Here is a 21,025-nt window from a genome sequence, read left to right as displayed (position 1 = left end):
AAAGACGAGTACCGGAGCGGAGCGTATATTTATACGTGAGCACCGGAACGGAATCTTTAACGACGCAGCTGAGCGTTTGTCGGCCCGCTTAATTTTATAGGAGGTGGTTCATGTGACCTATTTCCATTACCCAATAAGATCCCATTACCACAACAATCGCAATGAATGCTGCAAACAGAATATTACCGACTTGGATACGTCCGTTTTGACCTTCCGTCATGTGCATGAACATGAGTAGTTGCAAAGCTGCTTGAATGAACGCGAAGATAAAGATAACCGTAATGATTACAGATTTACTTAGCGTAGATTCGAAAACAACCCAGACAGCCAACAATGTTAATGCGATCGATAGGGCAAAACCAACGATATGTTTCCACGGAATGCCTTCTTCAGCGTGTGCCGTGTTCGCTTTATTTTTTGCCATATTAATTCACCATCCCTAACAGATAGACACCTGTGAAGATGAAAATCCACACAACGTCTAGGAAATGCCAATAAAGGCTTGAAATGAATACTTTTGATGCTGCTTGTGGTGTTAAGCCGCGCATTTTTATTTGAATCAGGATAAACGCGATCCAGAACAAACCAATCGTTACGTGGAGACCATGGGTGCCCAGTAATACGAAGAATGCAGACCAGTAAGAGCCAACTTTCAGTGTAACGCCTTCCATCACGTAATTCGTGAACTCAAAGATTTCAAATCCTACGAACCCTGCGCCTAGAATAAGCGTAATAATCGAATACACCATCAGACGCTTGACGTTACCTTTGCGCATCTCACCGATAGCAAGTCCACACGTAAAACTACTTGTTAAAAGTAGGAATGTCATAATCAGAACGAGCGGTAACTCGAACATTTCGGACGGTGGGTGACCCGCATTAGAGCCACCACTATACATAACAAAATACGTTGCGAACAATGTACCGAATAACGCAATCTCGGCGCCTAGGAAAATCCAGAAGCCTAAAATGTTTAAACGACCTTGCTCCGATTGATATTCTAACGGAAGGCTGGAATTTTCTTTTATAGGTTCCATGGGTTACCCTCCTTTATGCCAGTTTTAAATTCACGTGCTGCTTGTTCTTCGGTAGCCACGATTTCAGGTACTTCCACATGGTAACCGTCGTCCTTCTTGAATGAACGGTATGCAAGACATGCAAGTACACCAAGACCACCAAGAATTCCAAGCCAGTACCAATAAAAGACCAGTCCGAAGCCTGCGATAAAGAAGAACACCGACATCACGAAGCCTAGTAATGTATTGTTTGGCATGTGAATGTGTTTGTACTCTTTGTCATCATTATACGTTTCGCCGCGTTGTTTTTTCTCCCAGAAATCGTCCAAATCGTTCCATTCTGGCAATTTAGCGAAGTTATATTTTGGCGGTACAGCAGAAGAAGTTGCCCACTCAAGCGTACGCGCATCCCACGGATCACCAGTTGTTTCACGTTTAGAGTGTTTATGACTGTAAACGATATTCCAACATAGAATTAGGAATGCTGCTCCCATTAGGAACGCACCAACAGATGAGATAAAGTTAAGTGTAGTCCAGCCGTCGCCCTCCACATATGTGCTGATACGACGTGGCATACCATCAAGTCCTAGGAAATATTGCGGGAAGAAACATACGTTAAATCCAACCACAAATATCCAGAAGAACCACTTACCAATTTTTTCATTCAAACGATAACCGACCATTTTTGGATACCAGTAAATCAAACCTGCGAAACAGGAGAATACGGTTCCGGCGATTAGTACGTAATGGAAATGCGATACTAGGAAATACGTGTTGTGATATTGATAATCGGCTGCTGCCATCGCAAGCATAACCCCTGTAACCCCACCAATAACAAAGTTCGGTATGAATGCCAGTGACCAAAGCATCGGTGTGGTGAAGGATATTCGCCCTTTATACATGGTAAAGAGCCAGTTGAATATCTTGATTCCGGTCGGTATCGCAATCATCATCGTCGTAATGGAGAAGAACGAGTTAACTGCTGCCCCGGAGCCCATTGTAAAGAAGTGATGGACCCAAACTAGGAAACTTAGCAAGGAAATAACAACAACCGCTGCTACCATTGCTGGGTAACCAAATAGTTTTTTCTTCGAGAAGGTTGAAATAATCTCGGAGAAAATACCGAATGCCGGCAAAATAACGATATATACTTCCGGATGTCCCCAAACCCAGAACAGGTTGGCCCACATCATCGGAATCCCGCCATTTGCGAGTGTGAAGAATGCCGTCCCGAATAGGCGGTCAAACGTCATTAGAGCTAGCGCCACAGTAAGTACTGGGAACGCGAATACGATAATTAAACACGTAATCAGCGACGTCCACGTGAACATTGGCATTTTCATCAGCGTCATGCCTTTCGTTCGCATACGTAGAATCGTGACCATGAAGTTGATCCCGGTCATCAGCGTACCAATACCGGCAATCTGGACTCCGAGTAAGTAGAAGTTAATCCCATAACCTGGACTAAATTCCTCGGCGAGCGGTGCGTAGTTTGTCCAACCAGCTGCTGGGCTACCACCGATTACGAAGGAAATATTGAATAGCATTGCCCCCATAAAGAATGTCCAGAAACTTAAGTTGTTCAAAAATGGGAATGCAACATCACGCGCCCCGATTTGAAGCGGCACAACGATGTTCATTAAACCAATAACGAACGGCATCGCCATAAATAAAATCATAATTGTTCCGTGAGTCGTAAATACTTCATTGTAATGCTGGGCGTCTAGAAACTCCATCCCTGGCATTGCAAGTTGGGTACGAATCATGAGTGCATCGACCCCACCACGGAAAAACATTAGTACTGCTGCCAAAAGATACATGATCCCAAGGCGTTTGTGGTCAACAGAAGCGATCCATTCCGTGAATAGCCACTTCCATTTTTTTGTATAAGTTAGTAACACGACGATACCAATGCTGACAAGAGCGATCGAAATTTGGGCTCCTAAAATCAGCGGGTCGCCGGTGATGATAAATTCATCTAAACTCATGTTGAAATACCCCCCTTTTTAGTGTCCCGATTGATCGTGATCTGTTGCTTCATCGGTTTTGATTTCTTTACCCATTTTTTCCATTTCTTCATCGTAATGCTTGTCTTTCTTGTAACCAGTGCCATTTGGAATAATCTTTGGTTTCATGTCCATTTGCTCAAAACGCGGATTCGTAATCGTCACCGGACGTGCTGGCAAAATTGGTTCTTTCGTTCTTGTATCTTTTGCATTTGGATCATGTGGGTTTGTCAGTTCAAAGCCGAAACGTTTATACGCATAGAAAACGTACTCTGGATCTGCGGCTGGATCAACAAACGCCATATGTGTGCCTGCATAAGATTGTGGTTTCACGTTGCCTGGTAATAATAATTTATCATAGCGGTCTTGCGATAAAGTCGGCGAATCAGCTTTCGTCTTCAACGCCCATTTTTCGAAATCGGCTGGTTTTTGTGCGACAACATCAAATACTTGTCCGGCAAAACCTACTCCGTTAAAGTTCGAGTTACGTCCTTTAAACGTTCCTGTTTCGTCCGCTTGCAAGTACAAATCCATCGTCATGCCACTCATCGCGTACTTCTGTCCACCAAGTTGTGGCACCCAGAAACTCGTCATCGAGTCTACCGCGGTAAGTTTGAATAATACCGGTCGATCAGTTGGAATATGTACATAGTTTACAGTTTCAATCGACTGATCTGGATAACTAAAGAACCATTTCCAGTTTGCGCTAGTCGCATAAATAATAATTGGATCCTTGTGTGACGTAACCTCTGGCGCTTTTTCGTTCGCGTAAATCGTTTGCACTGTTGGAATAGCTAATGCAATAACGATCGCAACCGGAATCAACGTCCATAAAATTTCTAATTTCGTACTACCGTGCATGTTTGGTTCGTAGTTGGAATGATCTTTTCTCTCGCGATATTTCGTAATCATAATAACGAATAACACGAAGATCGTGAGTACAATGATAAGCATGAAAATAATCGAATAAATGATTAGATCGCTTTGACTTTGCGCTACTGGACCTTTTGGATCTAGTACCGTCAAATCACCACAGCCGCTTAGAAGTCCAACAAAGACCAGCGATACTGTAAGTAGCAATGACTTGAGCATTTTTGACACCCGAATCCCCTTCTTTCCTTTTGATGTTTGTTGCTGTGTATTTTTGCGCAAAAATACAACTCTACTCTCTGATTTCCCCTCAGAAAAGTACTCCCCTAATTGATAATATATCGAAATATGTATCGTTATACGGCCAACTAGATTGTTTAGATTTCTCACAATATCACAAACTTTTAAATCGTGAAATTATGCATTTGAAACTGCATGTGCATACTCGTATACTATTATAGCTTATTTGACGTCTATATTCAAAGCATCGACACAAGTTATTTTTTTCACAATATTAAACGTTACTATATGAGCATGCCTCTCTCTTGAATATAATTCCTTTTTAGTAATATGTCTTGAAAAAAACATGGGGAGAACGCCCATTTCGACTTGTTTGGAATGTCACGATTAGAACCAAATTACCCAGTGAGATTATCCAGAAAAGCGCTTTCTCATCAGTGTGTCAGCTCTTTATATCTACTACCAAAACAATAATCGGTCTAGTCCATGCGCACATTGCTTCATTTTCACATATTCGTGGTTAGTTCCTAAATCCGATGGGTAAACAAGATAGCGAGCGTGGAAGGACAAATTGTGAAATTAACCGCTCAATTTGTTCGCGCTTACATTGGGGCTGTAAATCTATTACATGTCGAACAGCCACAACAAAAAATCGAGGGGTGTTAGTTGGATGAAGAAGTTTTTGGGTAAATCAGTTTTATTTTTGGTAGCGTTTGCGTTGTTGTTCGCGACATTTGCACCGGGGGCATCGGCACATGGCTATATTTCAAAACCAGAAAGTCGCGCTTATTTGGCGAAATTGGGAATTAACCAAAATGCTGGCGCGATTCAATGGGAACCACAAAGTATTGAAGCAACGGGAAATTTCCCACTTGGCGGACCCTCTGATGGTACTATCGCGGGTGGGGGTAAGTTTCCAGAAATGGACGCTCAAACTCCTGATCGCTGGCACCATGTAGACCTTTTAGGTGGACAAAACAACTTCACTTGGACGCTCACTGCGCTTCATAGAACGAAGGAATACAAGTATTACATTACGAAAAAAGGTTGGAATCCAAATAGTCCACTAACTCGTGGTGACCTGGAATTGCTGACTACGATTGATGCGCATAATGAAGTTCCGACTTCCACCACCGTGAACCACAAAGTGCCGCTTCCAACTGACCGCAACGGCTATTATGTTGTGCTTGGCGTTTGGGAAATCGCGGATACTGGGAATGCTTTTTATCAAGCTGTTGATGTTAACTTGATTAATAATGGGACAATGACGTTGCAATAAACTACATTAAATCCGGCCTCAAACCGGGAGCTAGTGATGTTTAGCAAGAATTTTGCTATCCGCTGTGCTTCTCGTTTGGGGCTTTTTGTTATGCAATTTCGTAAAAGGAATCTCATAAAATATATAGTAATCATTATATAAACATGCTAATATATAGTTATCATTATATAAAAGGAGGTCTTTTTAGTGGAATCGTTAAAATTCGAGGCTATCTATATGTATATCGATATCAGTCGCAGTCGGCACGTCTTTTCTACACTACATGACGGGACAAAAATCCTCACATATATCGCGGACAGCATTAATACCGCTTATCAAGACCAGTTGTTGACGCCGTTTACAATTAAAGATGGTGATGCAATTGTTGGGGGCGTCTCTGATTTCCAACTGTTACCGGATATTTATAGTCATTGCTTAACGTTGTATTATTCACCTCATTTCAAGGCTCATTTTAGCGCGATTCCAGCCGTCGTGGATGAAACGCTTAATTTCTACTTTGGAGTTGGGATTGGTTATATTGATACACCCGCTACCGAAGATCTGCAGAACATCAATATCGTCAATGGAACCAGCATCATTAATGCGATTGAAGCTTCTGAAAGAGCCAAGCAAATCATGAAATCACAGCAAGGTCAAAGGCCTAGCGCAATTGACAGTGATGAGGACTATTTTTTCGATAAGCAGCCGTTTAAATTCTACTGTATCGCAGAGCCCAAGTCGTTTGGTAATGCGGTTAACGCGATGTTCTTTCTTGCTTTTGAGAAGCTGATTAAAAGTGACAAACAGCGTGACCTTTTTCGTATGAAAGATAGTTATCCTGATTATAGCAACATTAAAATCGGCACAGCGCTCGGTTATGGCGCGCTCAGTAAAGCCGATATTTCCTCCCGAATCAGCGTTCTTATTGCGAATTCCGACTACTTTCTATACAAAAAAATTCGATTGGATATCGTAGCCTATTTAGCCGATCTGCAAAAAATGATGGGAGGCGCTAGTCATGGCTAGTCTACTTTTCCCACTACTCCTGTGCCACTTTCTAGCCGATTTTGTGCTACAAACGGACAAAATGGCTAGCATCCAAAAAAGAGCGCTTCTCTTATCATAAATTGCAGCAGTTGGGATGGCACATCTTCGCGCATTTCTATCTGTATTTACTTGCGATTATTGTGTATTTTTGTTGGTTTGATAGCAAAATCAGTTTTTGGGCGCTACTACTCATGATTTTAGGACTCACAATCGTTCATTTCATCATTGATTTAGCAAAAGCACCCATAGAAAAGCTGTTTCGCGATACCAAAATGGTTCACTTATTCACCTACATTTCCGACCAAATCCTGCACATTACCACAATTTATATCGCAGTATGGCTAGTTTTCAACGAACAGATCACACTGATTCCCGCACAGTTAAACAACTATCCAAAATTCTGCGCACTGGCTTCACTTGCCATCATCATTGTTTATTTGATCGGCTATTTGATTCCGTACGTACTCGAAGTGCTAATGCCTGGGTTCAATTTGGAAAAGAAATCGATATCGTTCACGAAACAAAGTGGAAAAATAATCTTGACAAAAAATCAGGAAATACCAATCGTATCTAATAAAGAATTGAAAGCTGGGCGATATATCGGTGGATTGGAACGCTTGCTGCTACTCATTTTCATGGTATTACAAATCTATTCAGCAATTCCAATCATCATTGCCTTGAAAACGTTAGCGCGATTCAAAGAACTAGAAAACAATCGAACTTTTGCAGAATATTATTTGATTGGTAACTTCCTGAGCATGATATTCGGAGTGTTAATTTCTCTCGTCTTTATTTATATTTTAAAGTTGTAATCGTTATATTTGTCTTGTTTTTGTTTGTTTCATTATAATAATACACATAAAACAACATAAATAAAGGAGAAAATCACATGATTCAACATGAAATGTATATCAATGGGGAATTTGTTTTATCTAGCAACGGAGAATTTTTTGACGTTATCAATCCTGCTACCGAGAAAATTATTTCGCAAGTACCAAAAGCTACAAAAGCGGATGCAAAACGGGCGATTGATGCTGCCGAGGATGCGCAAATTGCGTGGGAAGCCCTGCCTGCTGTAGAGCGTGGCGTTTACCTACATAAAATCGCTACAAAAATCCGGGAACAAGTGCCTAAAATCGCCAAACTTATTTCAGAGGAAGTCGGAAAAACGCTAGCCTTATCCGAGGTCGAGGTGAATTTTACCGCTGATTATTTAGACTATATGGCCGAATGGGCGCGCAGATATGAAGGTGAAATTTTACAAAGTGACCGGCCAAATGAGCATATTTTCGTATTCAAGAAAGCGATCGGGGTCACGACTGGAATTTTGCCATGGAACTTCCCGTTCTTCTTAATTGCTCGAAAAATGGCTCCAGCGCTCATTACCGGGAATACGATTGTAGTGAAACCAAGCGCGGAATCACCCAATAATGCGGTCGCTTTCACGAAAATTGTGGATCAAATCGGATTACCGAAAGGCGTTTACAACATGATAACTGGGCGTGGCGGTGAAATCGGTGATGAACTTGCGGGAAATCCTAAAGTCGGCCTCGTTTCCTTGACTGGTAGCGAACCTGCTGGCCAAAAAGTGATGCAAGCGGCGAGTGAGAATATCACCAAAGTAAACCTAGAACTCGGCGGGAAAGCACCGGCAATTGTTCTAAACGACGCCGATTTAGATTTAGCCGTCAAGGCGATTGTTGATTCTCGTGTGATTAACAGCGGTCAAGTTTGTAACTGTGTGGAGCGTGTTTACGTGCAAGAAGATGTGAAAGATGCTTTCACTGCGAAGTTTGTAAAAGCAATGGAAGCCGTTCAATATGGTGATCCGCTGGCATCTGCCGACCTCGACATGGGACCACTCGTGAACAAAAGCGCCCAACAATCCGTTCAAGCGAAAGTAGATCGTGCCGTTGCGCAAGGTGCAAAAATTTTGACTGGTGGGAAAGCTGTTGAGGGAACCGGGTTCTTCTTCCAGCCAACCGTTATTGGCGAGGCGACCAACGATATGGAAATTATGCACGATGAAGTATTTGGCCCGGTCGCGCCGATTGGGACATTCAAAACGCTGGATGAAGCGATCAAACTCGCCAATGATTGCGATTACGGCTTAACTTCTTCCGTTTATACAACGAATCTAGACCGCGCGATGAAGGTCATTCGTCAACTGAAGTTCGGTGAAACGTATGTAAACCGGGAAAACTTCGAGGCGATGCAAGGCTTCCACGCAGGATTCCGCAAATCAGGAATCGGTTGTGCAGACGGAAAACACGGACTCGAAGAATATCTGCAAACACACGTCGTATACTTACAATTCGACCAAAATATCCAATAAAAATAGAGCACTCGCAAGGCCTTTTGTTCAGACTTTTCGAGTGCTCTATTTTTTATTATTTGGCTACAACTGGGATGTATAATGTGAAATCTGCTTCACGCAAATCCTCTAAATTAAAAGTACCTGCAACGCCAACTGTGTCGCTACCCATGACTTCACCGTAAGATTGACCAATGAATCCATCGATTGCTGTCCGTTCTTTTTCCGTTGTTACGAATTTAGCATACTGGCCTTCCGGAATTTCGAACGATGTATCGCCATTATCCGTGCCAGATTTGGCCACTAGGTACGTTTGCACGCCGTCGATATTGGCATTAATGCCGACAAAATCTTCTGCTGTTTTCGCGAAATCTGCTACGGCCGACTCTTTGATACCGCTCATAACCGCGAAACCTTCTTGTGGATTAAATGCTGGAATTTCAACTCTGCTTCCAGAAAAAACTTCTTTGTTTAATTGTACAATTTCAAATGACATACTTTTTCCCTCCAAAAGTTACTGTAAATTTGTTATGATGTAACTATAACATGGGAATGTTGACAACTGTATGTCATCATTGGAATTAGAAGGAGCAATTAAAATGAAAATTGAACGGCTCATTGGAATTATTATGTTACTTCTTCAACGTGAACTTGTCAGCGCTTCGGAAATGGCGGCGATGTTCGAAGTGACAAAACGGACGATTTATCGTGATATCGACACGCTTTCCATGGCAAATATTCCGATTTATACGCTACCCGGAGTCAAGGGCGGCATCGGGATTATGCCAACATATAAAGTCGATAAGAAACTGCTCACCGTCGAGGATTTAACAGCGATTATCACTGGTTTGAGCGGCTTTGAACAACTTTTGTCCTCCACTGACATCAAAAAAGCACTGCTAAAAATGAAAAATATGCTTGGCCATAAAAATCAGCTCCCCGCGGCTTCTATTTCACTAGATTTTTCGAATTTAGCGATGAAACAGGAGTTTAACGAGAGCGTGGAGCAGCTCCATTTAGCAATTAAGAAGCAACAGTTGGTAGCCCTGACCTATATTGATCGCGATGGCAACCAAACCACAAGGAAAGTGGAACCGTACCATTTACTTTTTCGCAATCGGTCTTGGTATTTGCAGGGATACAGCTTGGAGCGCCAGGATTTTCGCACGTTTAAATTATCGCGCGTCCTCGAATTAGAAGTCTCTGCTGAGTCGTTTGAGGCACGTCCATTTATACTGAAACCGTTCCAATCGCAAGCCTCACCGCCATTTGAGATGACAGAAGTGCACCTTATTGTCGACAAAATAGCTCGAGAACAAATCGTCATGCGGTTCGGGATGACGACGATAGAACCATTGGATGCATCACATTTTTCAGCAAAAGTAATGCTACCAAATCACGAAGCTGGCTATCGATTTCTGCTCCATTTAGGTGCGCATGTGACCGTCCGCAAGTCTGGTGATTTTTATGAAGATTTCGTCGCATATTTGAAGGAAATTCAAAGTAAGTATGACTAGAAACTATTTTTTCCGAGCCGCGACGAGTAACATCATTGGTCGGCGCAACTCATCAGGCATATCCGGGTGGCTAGCTAACATCGCCGCATCCGGTTCAGGCTCCACCAATTTCACCAATTCAAAGCCTGTCTCAAGAAGCGTGTTCACATAAGTCGTCATCGTTTTGTGATACTTCGTCACAGCCTCACCTAAGAAATTCGCCGTCCGCAGACCTTCCGTGAAATACTTATCGACCGGCCAATGCAGTTTATTTCCATCCTCATCATAGTACCAATCCTGCGTTCCTTGCGCTGTAAAAACAGGATGTTCCACAGAGAAAAGGAATGCCCCACCTGGCCGTTTACTTTCTCGCAGATCGCTTGAAACGACGCAATATAATGGAACGTAAGCGAGCTAATCACCACGTCAAAACTTGCATCCGGGAAATCGATATCCTCAAGCGCCTGATGGATGTAAGTGATTTTCGGTGAATCTGTTTTCTTGCGGGCTTCGGCGAGCATATTTTCTGAAATATCCACGCCTACCGCTGAATCCGCGCCATTTTCGATTGCATATAGACAATACCAACCAAATCCACAACCGAGATCAAGCACTCGTTTCCCCGCGAAATCAGGCATCATTTTCTGAAACTCATGCCATTCTCCAGCACCTTTCAAACCCTCCACCGAGCGATTCATTTTGCTGTACTGCTCGAAAAAAGCAGGATTATCATATTTATTTTCTTTCATCTTGGTACACCTCTTTCTTTTATGTAAACATTATAACAAAAAACCGCTATCCATGAAAATCTTGAAATTAAAATATCGCCACGCTCTTTAACAAAGCTTACAAAAACGATCAAAATAAAATCCCCAATTTCCCCCAGCATACTTAATCAGAAATAGAAAAAGGACAAACAAGAGCACTCGTACCACTCTTTTTTGTCCCTATTTCTTAAACTTCTTGGAGGTCCGTCAACGTACCACAAATATTCTTCGTAGCTGGATAAACTTGCGTATAAACCTCATACAGTTTTTCGTATTTTTTCACATTTTCCGCTCGAGGTGTGAAGGTCGCGTCCTTATATTGCACGAACACATCGCGACAAGCCTCAAAATCCGCAAACCAGCCACTGCCGACAGCCGCGAGCATACACGCACCAACGCCCGGCCCTTGCTCCACCTCTAAACGAATGATTTCCGCATTGAAAATATCCGCCTGCATTTGCATCCAATCCGCATTCTTAGCACCGCCGCCAACACTGATGATCTGCTTAAACTTCTTATTTTTAGCCTCTTCCATCAATATCTGCGCATCTTTCAAGCTAAAAGTAATCCCCTCAAGTACTGCACGCGCGAAATGTTTCAGCTCATGCCTCGTATCGATACCGATAAAACTACCACGAATTTTCGAATCCACATGCGGCGTCCGCTCACCGACAATATACGGCGTGAAAAGCAAGCCCTCACTGCCCGGTGCAACGGTATAAACATCCGCCAACAACTCTGCGAAACTCAAACCCTTGCCGAATGTATTTTTAAACCAGTTCAGCGAATTTCCCGCGGCAAGCGTCACACCCATCGAATAATTAGCGTTCGGAATTACATGGTTGAAGAAATGCAATTTTCCTTTATAGTTTGATATATCCGCTTCAAAAGAACTGAAAACACCACTGGTACCAAGCGAAACAAGCGCGTAATCCTCACTCACAACACCCGCTCCGAGTGCCGCACACGCATTATCCGCGCCCCCAGCAAACACCTTCACTTCTCGTTTCAAGCCAAAGCGCTTCGCATAGCCCGCATTCACCACCCCGACCTGCTCCATCGAAGAAACAACCGGTGGCAAAATGGACATCGCGATCCCGAACTTCTCGCAAATTTCCGCTGACCAATCACGCTTTTCAATATCAAATAACGACGTTCCCGCAGCATCCGAGTACTCACAATGCATATTCCCCGTCAGAACAAACGCCAAATAATCTTTCGGCAACATAATTTTCCGAACCTCAGCCCAAACTTCCGGCTTATTTTGCTGCAACCATAAAATTTTAGGTAGCGTGAAGCCTTCCAGCACAATGTTTTTCGTGATTTCAATCATCGAATCGCCGAACTCCGCCATGATTTGCTCACATTGCTTCGTCGTCCGCACATCGTTCCATAAAATCGCCGGATGCACAATCTTATCCTCCTCGCCAAGCGTTACCAGCGAATGCATCTGCCCAGAAAAACTGATAGCCTCAAGCTCTGCGCCAAAATCAGCCACTTCAATGCTAAGTCGCGTCAAAACTTCTTCATAAGCAACCACCCAATATTCCGGATGCTGCTCAGAAAACCCCGGCGCCGGCGAATCAATCTCATACTCCGCCGAAGCCTCACCAATCACTTGCCCCGCCTTATTCATGACGATTCCTTTTAGAGAACTCGTTCCAAGATCAATGCCCAGTACATAACTCATCAGCTAAAACTCCCTCAAAATAAATAATCATTCAAAACAGATTTCACATATTCGATATGACTCGATTCTAGTTTAATATCGTCGCCATTTTTATAAGCATAGTCAGAAAGCGACTCCAAGTCCTCTTTCCCAGCCAAAATCGACTTCCCGATATCCGTACCTGACCATTTACCATAACGCTCCGCAAGCAAGTTCTCGATAAACTTGTCCTCGATCAATTTCGCAGCTACTTTCAGCCCGCGAGCAAACGTATCCATCCCAGCAATATGTGCTAGCAACAAGTCTTCCATCGCAAATGAAGAACGTCTAACCTTCGCATCAAAGTTAACGCCACCTGGAGCAATCCCACCATTTTGCAAAATTTCATACATCGCCAGCGTCACATCCATCACGTTCGTTGGAAACTCATCCGTATCCCAGCCAAGCAACATATCCCCTTGGTTCGCATCAATCGAACCCAACGCGCCAAATTCGCGTGCCACACGTAACTCATGCTCAAAAGTATGACCAGCAAGCGTCGCATGGTTCGCCTCCAAGTTCAGCTTAAAGTCACCCTCTAAACCATAATTCTTAATGAACGCCATCGTTGTCGCTGCATCAAAATCATATTGATGTTTTGACGGCTCTTTCGGTTTCGGCTCAATAAGGAATTGCGGTTTGTGACCAATTTTCTCACCATACGCAATCGCCATTTTGAATAAACGCGCAATATTATCCTGCTCGAATTTCATATCCGTATTTAAAAGCGTCTCATAACCCTCACGGCCGCCCCAGAATACATAGTTCGCGCCACCAAGTTTCTTAGAAATATCCAGACCCTTCTTCACTTGCGCCGCTGCATACGCGAACACTTCCGGGTCATTCGTCGAACCCGCACCATTATTAAAACGCGGATGAGAGAACATATTCGCCGTATTCCAAAGCAATTTGATACCCGTCTGATCCATTTTCACTTTAATCAAATCCGTAATTTCATCCAAATTATTCATGAATTCTTCAATCGAATTACCCGCTGGCGCCACATCGATATCGTGGAAACAGAAATACTCCACACCCAGTTTTTCAAGGATTTCAAAGAACGCCTCGACGCGATTTTTCGCCGTACCCATCTCTGTTGCCCCGATCCAAGTGCGCTCATTCGTAGGCATTCCAAACGGATCACTACCATCTTGAGTCATTGTGTGCCAATACGCCACCGCAAAACGCAGGTGCTCCTTCATCGGTTTACCTAAAACAATCTCATCCGCCTTATAATGACGAAACGCAAACCGATTTTTCGTTGCCTTACCTTCAAATTGAATCTTCTCTACTTGTGGAAAATAACTCATAATATATAGCCTCCTCATAAAATTAACACACTTATTTTTATTAGTTTGTGCGTCGAACTAACTATAAAAATATCATACCTTTTTTAGCTTCGTTTGTAAAGCGGTTTCATTTGTTTCCCGCAAATAAAAACCACGAACGTGTTTGCTCGCAGTTTCGGTGCACATGCATTCATAGGGAAAAAATCATCTCTTATCGAATATCACATAATGCTACTATAGAATATGTTATGCGCTATTCAAAAAGCCGAAAGAAAAAAGAAAGGATAAAAATCATTTTCTCTCTTACGCACCCAATGTGTCAGGCGATTTTCGCCAGTATCACACAATGGCATCGAGTGATACTTGGCAGTACAGAAGGGGGGCGATATAATGATATTAACACATAACCAGTGTAAAGCGAAGGCGACTGGTATTATTGAAAATGAAATAATACCCGAATATGAAATATATATCTATTTTACTAACCTTTCTGTGAAAAGGTAATACACAGTCGGATATAATATTTCAAAATCATTTTCTGGTGAATAGAAGAAAAGGGTGCATCGTACCATTACGATGCACCCTTTTAGTTCAAATTTAAATACCCGTTTTGGCAATTAGATTTCGTTTACTTTGAACAACTTTACCAGTGCTAGTATTTTTAACTGTGACAATCGTATAGCCCGAGTAGGTTGGTGTTCTGTGACTTGCTTTTGCAAAGTATTTATAGGTTGTAATGCGGATGGGGAACTGCGCACCAGCTTTACCACTGATTGCTAATCCCAAAGCGCTAGCGCCACCCATCCAAGTGATAATAGTAGCGACTGATTTTCCAGTGCCAACTGCACCAGCACCGAGACCGAGAACGAAGGTTGCAATATCACGAACTCCCTGTTCACGATTTTGATATTTGACGGATTTGTTCACATAGCTTGAGCTGTGGAAATAATGACCTGCGATAGCGGCAGGAGCTGTGACGCCAGAATTATCGACAGGTACATTGGCTCTTAACATCATTTCTGGAACATCACCGTACACGGAAGCAAAGTTAGAATCTTCAAGACTGTTAAAAATTTGCTCACCGTTCAGGTTGTTTATTTCTTCCACAGGTTGATCTTCTTCTGCGCTTGCAAAGGTAGGTAGAGCGGTAGCTGCGATTAAGCTAGTTGCTATCGCGAGTGAAATCATTTGTTTTTTCATCATAAGTATCCCCTTTTCTCTTTATGGTATGCTATAATTATAGCATATAAATACAGTTATAGGAATATATTGTCATAATAATAGCTATTATTCGTAAATAAAGAGAAGGAGATGATAGGATGCAATTTATTAAATCAAGTGCAGGAGCAATTATAGGGGTGTTTGTTTTCTTTGGTTGTTTTTTATACGTAGCGTTCACAACGGGCTATCCATTTCCGATGGTGATGTGTTTAATAGCCACAGTGGCTTTTGCTCTTTTGACGCTCCAGCAATACTATCACTATAGGAAGCGTCAAAAAAAATAATGGCGCTTTAACACAGGAAAGAAAATAGCGCAAAAAAGAAGATGCTTCTCATCATAATTGGTGAGGGGCATCTTCAGTGTATGTACAGGAGTCTGTATGGGGAGAAGGTGGTACTTAAAGGGTTGGATAAATGTCAATAAAGTAGACATTTAAATAACAGAGAAGGGCGCTGAACAAAGCATTGCTTTGTTCAGCAAACTTTGCTCTTCCATTTTTCACTTTAACTTACGAGTTGATATCAAAAATTCACTGGATAAAAAAAGCGTTAGTAAAAAGAAAATGCCACTGGGAATAAAGAAAACAAACATTCCTTCGTTGAAATTTAACATATCGACATACGGTAAAATAACGAATAATACATTTAAAATCATAACTAATGTAATCATAATTCGCCTCAGACGAAATTTCACTACAAAGAAAGAAAAACATGTAAGGGTAAGACAAAGGATGACAACAATATATCCTATTAGCTGGTTATCATCTAATTTAATGCCATTCCCAACGCCTGTAGCAAATATTAAAGATAGGACACAAATAATGCTATAGCAAATGAAAAATAGGAGTGTTTGATAGTATTTTTTATTCGAATTCATTATCTCACCTCTTTCTTTTAAAATGGCCCATATTTCGTTGGATAGTAAGGAGCATTCACTTCACCTGGCAAAAAATAAGGTGCTACGATGAAAGTTGTTGGTCTCACAAGTACAAGTGGGAGACTGCCACTTCCATAGTATAAAGCTTGCCAAACTAATTTAGAACAATATGCTTTATCATACGTCCCCTTCAATGTTGTACCCAAATTATACTCTACATGCCTATTTTTTTAAAGCCCGTGACTAGATGACCAATATCTCCAGTCTGCCCAATCCGCAATATTATTCCTTACTCGTTTTCAAACGATACACAGTGGTCCACGCACTCTTGTACTTATCAAACCAAGCTCCTTTTTGCAATTGCCGATTATTATCTTTTTGCGTATACACCCCATCTTTATAACCGGGCATATCTAGTATCCAATTGTCCGTGGTTGCTATAGCTGCATGTCCAATAAACGGAGCCCATGGTTCACGGACACCACTCACGACAGCAAAATCTCCTTTTTGAATCGTGTTCACAAATTTCGCCTTGTTGTATGCAGTCGTTCTTCCTTCACTTGCATATAGTTCGGCCATAGAAACGTTTTTTCTAATTGAATCCAAGCAAAGTACGCATAGCTTTCTATTGAAAGTACTTTATCGTCAATCGCTTTTTTATAAATAGCTGTAATCTCTATACCATCCCGTGTATAAGATTCGTTAGAATCAAAATAGTTAGTTTCTGAAGCAGACACGAAACTTCCGCCTCCAAATAGAATGCTTCCACACAACAATAATGCCGTACCTTTTTTAATACCCTTTTCATAATGATGCTCCTTTGTTGTTTTTTAATCAGATATTCATGACACCAATATCCGTTTAATGCTGTTCTGATTAGTAAAATATAATCATAAACCATTCCATAATGTTCGTCCCATCACCCTTCCTTACTATATTGTCATTTCATTTGAAGCTACCTTTTTTAACAATCCACAAAAAATACACTCTATCTAGTGTACTATCACTCATCCATTTAGCAATCTCTCCACCAATGAAATACTGCCCTTCATCATTAGGATGAATACCATCTGGTAACAGATGCTCATACATCGATTTTTCATTGTACAAATCTAGGTATGGCGCATTGTACTTGTGAGCGATATTTTTAATAGCAGTTCCGTAGTCTTTTAGATAAATGCCAAGATCGTTTGGGTAACTATCAGCATTTTTATTATCATTGGCTGACTGGCGAGAACGCCACATCGGTGTTATGAAATACATTTTTTTGTTTTGGGCTTTTAATTTCAATGCCAAGGTATTGAGGGCACCATAAAATGTTTTTTTATCTACACTATCTTCTGTACCTAGTGGTGTATTGTAATAGAAATCATTCGTACCACCAAAAATGACAACATGTGTGATTGTAGATACATCCATTGTTTCTAGTTGTGTCAGGATGGAGGCTGTAGCTCTATTATTTGGGGCGATAGAAGCCCCGCTAATTCCCCCATTTTGAATAGTTGGTAATCGCAGTTTCTTTGCTACAATGCTCGGATACGCTATGTTTGCTCTAAGTCCTGTTGTAATGCTATCTCCCATAAATAATATGTTGGATTTATCCCATTTAGCATGATCTTTTGGAATTTCACTTATTTTGACCGTACTACTTGACATGACTTCGCTATTTTTATTATAGGTTTTCACAATAACTTCATCTGCAAGTTTGGTGATTTTCCCCTCGATGTAAAAACGGATTTTATGGTTGATCACGTCCCCGCCATAATAGATTTTCTGATTGACTTGAACGCTCATTTTCACGATATTTGGATTGCTGTATACACCTGTTATATACTTATCACCTATCATAAAGTCATCTAGAAATACGGATTTTAACTCCCTCACATTTTGAAGATATTGACCACTAAAATCACCTTTTTCATTTTGCCAAGCTAGTTTGTTGCTTCCCGCTTCCTGCCAAAATAATTCGTCCCTATCTATGTAGTAAGCGCTGGTTGTACTTACATATGGCATCGTTTCGTTTCGATCTTTCAAACGGAAGGTGGCTCCTTCGCCAAGTGTATTGAGAGGTGCTTCGACGCGCTGATTTATTGCAGAAAATGCCGTCAAATTAACTAGGTTTTTCAAAGGGGCAAGATTGAGAATTTGATTGCCTGCTAGGTTCAAATCTTGAAGTTTCATCAAATATTGTAAGGCGCTTACTTCCTTTAGTTGATTATCAGCCAAATTCAAATAAGTTAACCCAGAAAAAGTAGCCATAACGTCTGCATTTTTAATGTGATTAGCATTTGCTTTCAGATAGTTGAGATTCTTCAATCCTTTTAAAGCGCTGACGTCAGAAACTTGATTTCTCGAAAAATCTAAACTGGTCAGCGTTGCTAATTTCCCGACTAGCGAAATATCAGTAATACCATTGGAAAACAAACCTAAAATGGTTAAGCTCGGCAAACTTTGTAATGGCGCAATATCGTCTATCACATTGGAATTAAGTTGCAAGGACTTTAGATTTTTGCAGCTTGCAAGTGCATCGATATTTTGAATGCGATTGAGACCTAGATCTAGTGAAGCTACTTTACCTAATGAAGATAACGGAGTGATATTCGTAATTTGGTTACTATACAGATTAACATTTGCTAAATTAGGCAAATTGCTTAAAGCCGATAGTTCATGTATTGCATTTCCCTGTAGTTGAAGATTTTTAATGTGAACCAGTTTTCGGAGTGGAGATATATCTGTAATTTTATTGTATGTGAGCGTCACGTCTTTTAGCATAGTTAAATTAGATAGCGGTGTTATATCTGCTACATCTGTATTTGTTAGTTGTAATCCCGTTATGTTCCTTAAATTTTCCAGCCCTGTTAGATCTTTCACTTTTTGATTTTTGATCACAAGGGAACCGAATTTGCCCAATTGCGTTTTAGTTACAGTATCACTCTTTTCTTTTTTTTAAAACAAATGCGATTTTTGCCGCAAGAACAGGATCGGGAAATAACTCCGCAATCACGTATTCTTTTTCCACATTTGCTGCTTGGCCAATGAATGCTGGCAATGAAAAAATAGGTGTCATGGCTAACATCATACCTACAATTCCTCTTAAAATAATTTTTTTCAAAAAAAACTCCCCTTTTATGATTTTCGTTTACGAAGAACTGCGATGAACCGAAAACAAATATAATAGATACAAAACGCAAATAGCGTCATAGCTAACGTTATCCAAATCGGATAGGCGGAACTTAGTGTTTCTTGTGTTGAAAATTTCCATACATTCGCGAAAAAAATAAGGAAAAAGTAATGCGTTCCCATGATAATCAATGAATTCCGCCCAAATAGTTCCCATATTTTCGATTTTCCGATTTTCTTACAAATAAGGCAAAAAATAAAAATCCCCAATAATGCACCTACTACAAATATAAAGAAGTTTCCCACGTTATTACTACGAAAACCAACCACTTGCCCCGCGTTAAGATAGAACACCGTGCATAGATAAGCAATAACCCCTAAAAGGATGATATACCAATGGTTCCATGATTTTCGTTCTAAAATCTGCCACACTTTCCATTGAAAACCGACATAGTAAAACAATACACTCACCGGCAGGATCTGCAAGCCGAATATCACTCGCACACCCTCGTTTCTACTGAGAAGGAATGCAGCAACAAATAATATCGCAATGACTAGCCACTGCCCTTTTTTTATATAACGTGTGCATAGATAAAACACGATTTCTACGCTAAACAATACAACCAAAAACCAGAGGGGCGTGTTAAATCCAACGTCTCCTTGGAGAAAGAAAAACTGTGAAAATTGCGTTGCCAGTGGCGCATACAACTGCTTAGAACCTACTAGCGACAAGCCGTTCACAATCGCAAAAGTCAGAATTTGAAAAATAAAAAACGGCAACAATAGTTGTTTGCTCTTCTTTTTCAGAAAAGGAAGAAGGGGTATCTCTCTCACTTTATCAAGATAACCAGACAGGAAAAAAAAGAGGGGCATGTGGAAGCCATAGATCACAATTTTTAACGTATCACTTGCATAAAAATGCCCCCAAACAACTAAGAAAATACCGATTCCTTTCGCCGTATCAATCCATGCCAATCGTTTCATCTGATCTACTCCTTACTTTCCATTAATGAATTGTATTGTCTGACGTAATTGCGTGGACGATGTGCCTTTTGTATATGGTAAATATTCTATCGCGACGCCTACTTCTGCAAATTCAAGTTCAAATTGATGCCAGGTTGCACTTCCCTTCCAATCATCACCAACAAACATCACATCAAATGCATACTTTTCCCAAGCTTCCATTTTATTCATATTTTTTTTGGGCGACGACTTCATCCACATAACTAATTTGCTTCACAATTTCGAGCCTCTCTTCAAATGGAATCACCGCTATTTTCTTTTTATAAGACACCAGTTCATCTATCGTGACACCCACAATCAGATAGTCGCATTGTTCTTTCGCTTTTTTTAGTAAGTTAAGATGGCCAATATGAAACATGTCATACACGCCTGTCGTGTAACCGATTTTATACTGTTTTTTCATAATTAACTAGCTCCTCATTGGCATAATACCTGAATTTTTTCCGCAACAGCTACTGCTGCATTTCCCTGCTCATATGACCCAATTTGTGTATTAAATAACACTACTTTTTGTTGATATACACGTTCATTAAACTGCGCGACTTGTTGAAGCAATGCTTCTTTTGTCTTCGATATTGAAAATGGTAGCTCCTCGAAATCGAAGTAAAAGGTGCGTTCCTTGGCGAGATAGCTCGTTAAATCTGGCGTATACAAGATTACTTTCTTTCCTGCTAGCGCCATATCAAACATGCTGGAGGAATAGTCAGTAATCAATAGTTCTGTTGTGGCTAGAAGCTCTTGCATATCTGGATACGACGTCGCATTGAGTACAT

The 21,025-nt window shown here is 41.1% G+C and carries 21 protein-coding genes and 2 pseudogenes; 7 read left to right on the top strand and 16 right to left on the bottom strand.

The genetic code is table 11. The features are described from left to right. Positions 1-94: 94 nt before the first annotated feature. The 4 genes from qoxD to qoxA are packed head-to-tail and all read right to left on the bottom strand — an operon-like array spanning position 95 to position 4,123. Positions 95-424 carry a cytochrome aa3 quinol oxidase subunit IV gene (qoxD, locus tag PGRAN_RS10815; RefSeq protein WP_036067086.1) on the bottom strand — a complete coding sequence of 110 codons (330 nt, stop codon included), beginning with the start codon at positions 422-424 and terminating at the stop codon, positions 95-97. Position 425: 1 nt separating this feature from the next. Then, entirely contained in the window at positions 426-1,037 is a 612-nt protein-coding gene (gene qoxC / locus PGRAN_RS10810; RefSeq protein ID WP_036067085.1) for a cytochrome aa3 quinol oxidase subunit III, read from the bottom strand. Continuing rightward, on the bottom strand, positions 1,025-3,004 hold the full coding sequence (qoxB, locus tag PGRAN_RS10805) for a cytochrome aa3 quinol oxidase subunit I (RefSeq protein WP_036067083.1): 1,980 nt from the start codon (positions 3,002-3,004) through the stop codon (positions 1,025-1,027). The genes qoxC and qoxB overlap by 13 nt, the downstream gene beginning before the upstream one ends. Positions 3,005-3,022: 18 nt before the next feature. Then, positions 3,023-4,123: a cytochrome aa3 quinol oxidase subunit II gene (gene qoxA / locus PGRAN_RS10800; protein WP_036067110.1), complete on the bottom strand. Its 1,101-nt coding sequence runs from the start codon at positions 4,121-4,123 to the stop codon at positions 3,023-3,025. Between the two features lie 679 nt (positions 4,124-4,802). On the opposite strand from qoxA, the gene PGRAN_RS10795 reads away from it, so the two are divergent. The 5 genes and pseudogenes from PGRAN_RS10795 (at position 4,803) to aldA (ending at position 8,772) form a co-directional block, all read left to right on the top strand. Continuing rightward, positions 4,803-5,411, top strand: a complete 609-nt coding sequence (locus PGRAN_RS10795) for a lytic polysaccharide monooxygenase (RefSeq protein ID WP_036067082.1) — start codon at positions 4,803-4,805, stop codon at positions 5,409-5,411. A gap of 186 nt (positions 5,412-5,597) precedes the next feature. Then, positions 5,598-6,416 (top strand): hypothetical protein, encoded by an 819-nt coding sequence (locus tag PGRAN_RS10790; protein WP_036067081.1) that lies wholly within the window; start codon positions 5,598-5,600, stop codon positions 6,414-6,416. Then, a pseudogene (locus PGRAN_RS17805) lies at positions 6,409-6,486 on the top strand (DUF3307 domain-containing protein); the annotation flags it as partial. The gene PGRAN_RS10790 and the pseudogene PGRAN_RS17805, both read left to right, overlap by 8 nt. Further along, a complete protein-coding gene (locus tag PGRAN_RS10785) occupies positions 6,458-7,249 on the top strand; it encodes a DUF3307 domain-containing protein (protein ID WP_159101141.1) in 792 nt (263 codons plus the stop codon). The pseudogene PGRAN_RS17805 and the gene PGRAN_RS10785, both read left to right, overlap by 29 nt. A 77-nt stretch (positions 7,250-7,326) precedes the next feature. Further along, on the top strand, positions 7,327-8,772 hold the full coding sequence (aldA, locus tag PGRAN_RS10780) for an aldehyde dehydrogenase (protein ID WP_036067078.1): 1,446 nt from the start codon (positions 7,327-7,329) through the stop codon (positions 8,770-8,772). A 55-nt stretch (positions 8,773-8,827) separates the two neighbouring features. On the opposite strand, the gene PGRAN_RS10775 is transcribed toward aldA, so the two are convergent. Then, the gene (locus PGRAN_RS10775) at positions 8,828-9,247 is read right to left on the bottom strand and encodes an effector binding domain-containing protein (RefSeq protein ID WP_036067077.1); all 420 of its coding nucleotides are present in this window, start codon (positions 9,245-9,247) and stop codon (positions 8,828-8,830) included. Positions 9,248-9,350: 103 nt separating this feature from the next. Between PGRAN_RS10775 and PGRAN_RS10770 the strand changes: the two genes are divergently transcribed. After that, positions 9,351-10,268 carry a helix-turn-helix transcriptional regulator gene (locus PGRAN_RS10770; protein WP_036067076.1) on the top strand — a complete coding sequence of 306 codons (918 nt, stop codon included), beginning with the start codon at positions 9,351-9,353 and terminating at the stop codon, positions 10,266-10,268. Between the two features lie 3 nt (positions 10,269-10,271). On the opposite strand, the pseudogene PGRAN_RS10765 reads toward PGRAN_RS10770, so the two are convergent. From PGRAN_RS10765 to PGRAN_RS10750, 4 genes and pseudogenes are all read right to left on the bottom strand, one after another. Next, a pseudogene (locus PGRAN_RS10765) lies at positions 10,272-10,996 on the bottom strand (class I SAM-dependent methyltransferase). 205 nt (positions 10,997-11,201) lie between these two features. After that, on the bottom strand, positions 11,202-12,704 hold the full coding sequence (xylB, locus tag PGRAN_RS10760; protein ID WP_036067075.1) for a xylulokinase: 1,503 nt from the start codon (positions 12,702-12,704) through the stop codon (positions 11,202-11,204). A gap of 14 nt (positions 12,705-12,718) precedes the next feature. Then, a complete protein-coding gene (gene xylA, locus PGRAN_RS10755) occupies positions 12,719-14,032 on the bottom strand; it encodes a xylose isomerase (RefSeq protein WP_036067074.1) in 1,314 nt (437 codons plus the stop codon). Between the two features lie 576 nt (positions 14,033-14,608). Then, positions 14,609-15,214 (bottom strand): hypothetical protein, encoded by a 606-nt coding sequence (locus PGRAN_RS10750; protein WP_149024047.1) that lies wholly within the window; start codon positions 15,212-15,214, stop codon positions 14,609-14,611. Between the two features lie 116 nt (positions 15,215-15,330). On the opposite strand from PGRAN_RS10750, the gene PGRAN_RS10745 reads away from it, so the two are divergent. Next, entirely contained in the window at positions 15,331-15,516 is a 186-nt protein-coding gene (locus PGRAN_RS10745; RefSeq protein WP_036067072.1) for a hypothetical protein, read from the top strand. Between the two features lie 875 nt (positions 15,517-16,391). Here PGRAN_RS10745 and PGRAN_RS10730 read toward each other — a convergent pair. The 7 genes from PGRAN_RS10730 to PGRAN_RS10700 form a co-directional block, all read right to left on the bottom strand. Then, entirely contained in the window at positions 16,392-16,631 is a 240-nt protein-coding gene (locus tag PGRAN_RS10730) for a hypothetical protein (protein ID WP_036067066.1), read from the bottom strand. Continuing rightward, on the bottom strand, positions 16,628-16,846 hold the full coding sequence (locus PGRAN_RS10725) for a hypothetical protein (RefSeq protein WP_036067065.1): 219 nt from the start codon (positions 16,844-16,846) through the stop codon (positions 16,628-16,630). The genes PGRAN_RS10730 and PGRAN_RS10725 overlap by 4 nt, the downstream gene beginning before the upstream one ends. 208 nt (positions 16,847-17,054) lie before the next feature. Further along, positions 17,055-19,019: a leucine-rich repeat domain-containing protein gene (locus tag PGRAN_RS15775; protein ID WP_051998590.1), complete on the bottom strand. Its 1,965-nt coding sequence runs from the start codon at positions 19,017-19,019 to the stop codon at positions 17,055-17,057. 19 nt (positions 19,020-19,038) lie between these two features. Then, on the bottom strand, positions 19,039-19,221 hold the full coding sequence (locus PGRAN_RS10715) for a hypothetical protein (protein WP_036067064.1): 183 nt from the start codon (positions 19,219-19,221) through the stop codon (positions 19,039-19,041). Between the two features lie 14 nt (positions 19,222-19,235). After that, positions 19,236-20,213, bottom strand: a complete 978-nt coding sequence (locus PGRAN_RS10710) for an acyltransferase family protein (RefSeq protein ID WP_036067062.1) — start codon at positions 20,211-20,213, stop codon at positions 19,236-19,238. 202 nt (positions 20,214-20,415) lie between these two features. Continuing rightward, a complete protein-coding gene (locus PGRAN_RS17315; protein ID WP_241433335.1) occupies positions 20,416-20,655 on the bottom strand; it encodes an FAD synthase family protein in 240 nt (79 codons plus the stop codon). Positions 20,656-20,669: 14 nt separating this feature from the next. Beyond that, positions 20,670-21,025, bottom strand: a 356-nt coding sequence (locus PGRAN_RS10700) for a CDP-glycerol glycerophosphotransferase family protein (RefSeq protein ID WP_036067061.1), incomplete at its 5' end; no start/stop codon positions are given.

This window comes from Listeria grandensis FSL F6-0971 (genome assembly GCF_000525835.1).
In the GTDB taxonomy this organism is placed as follows: domain Bacteria; phylum Bacillota; class Bacilli; order Lactobacillales; family Listeriaceae; genus Listeria_A; species Listeria_A grandensis.
This window is presented reverse-complemented; position numbering and strand designations above follow the sequence as displayed.

Excerpts from the sequence above, each read along its gene's own strand:
- PGRAN_RS10750 (WP_149024047.1), bottom strand. The coding sequence starts at position 15,214 with ATGATGAAAAAACAAATGATTTCACTCGCGATAGCAACTAGCTTAATC.
- aldA (WP_036067078.1), top strand. The coding sequence starts at position 7,327 with ATGATTCAACATGAAATGTATATCAATGGGGAATTTGTTTTATCTAGC.
- qoxD (WP_036067086.1), bottom strand. The coding sequence starts at position 424 with ATGGCAAAAAATAAAGCGAACACGGCACACGCTGAAGAAGGCATTCCG.
- PGRAN_RS10775 (WP_036067077.1), bottom strand. The coding sequence starts at position 9,247 with ATGTCATTTGAAATTGTACAATTAAACAAAGAAGTTTTTTCTGGAAGC.
- PGRAN_RS10795 (WP_036067082.1), top strand. The coding sequence starts at position 4,803 with ATGAAGAAGTTTTTGGGTAAATCAGTTTTATTTTTGGTAGCGTTTGCG.
- qoxC (WP_036067085.1), bottom strand. The coding sequence starts at position 1,037 with ATGGAACCTATAAAAGAAAATTCCAGCCTTCCGTTAGAATATCAATCG.
- qoxB (WP_036067083.1), bottom strand. The coding sequence starts at position 3,004 with ATGAGTTTAGATGAATTTATCATCACCGGCGACCCGCTGATTTTAGGA.
- xylB (WP_036067075.1), bottom strand. The coding sequence starts at position 12,704 with ATGAGTTATGTACTGGGCATTGATCTTGGAACGAGTTCTCTAAAAGGA.
- xylA (WP_036067074.1), bottom strand. The coding sequence starts at position 14,032 with ATGAGTTATTTTCCACAAGTAGAGAAGATTCAATTTGAAGGTAAGGCA.
- PGRAN_RS17315 (WP_241433335.1), bottom strand. The coding sequence starts at position 20,655 with ATGAAAAAACAGTATAAAATCGGTTACACGACAGGCGTGTATGACATG.
- PGRAN_RS10710 (WP_036067062.1), bottom strand. The coding sequence starts at position 20,213 with ATGAAACGATTGGCATGGATTGATACGGCGAAAGGAATCGGTATTTTC.
- PGRAN_RS10745 (WP_036067072.1), top strand. The coding sequence starts at position 15,331 with ATGCAATTTATTAAATCAAGTGCAGGAGCAATTATAGGGGTGTTTGTT.
- PGRAN_RS10770 (WP_036067076.1), top strand. The coding sequence starts at position 9,351 with ATGAAAATTGAACGGCTCATTGGAATTATTATGTTACTTCTTCAACGT.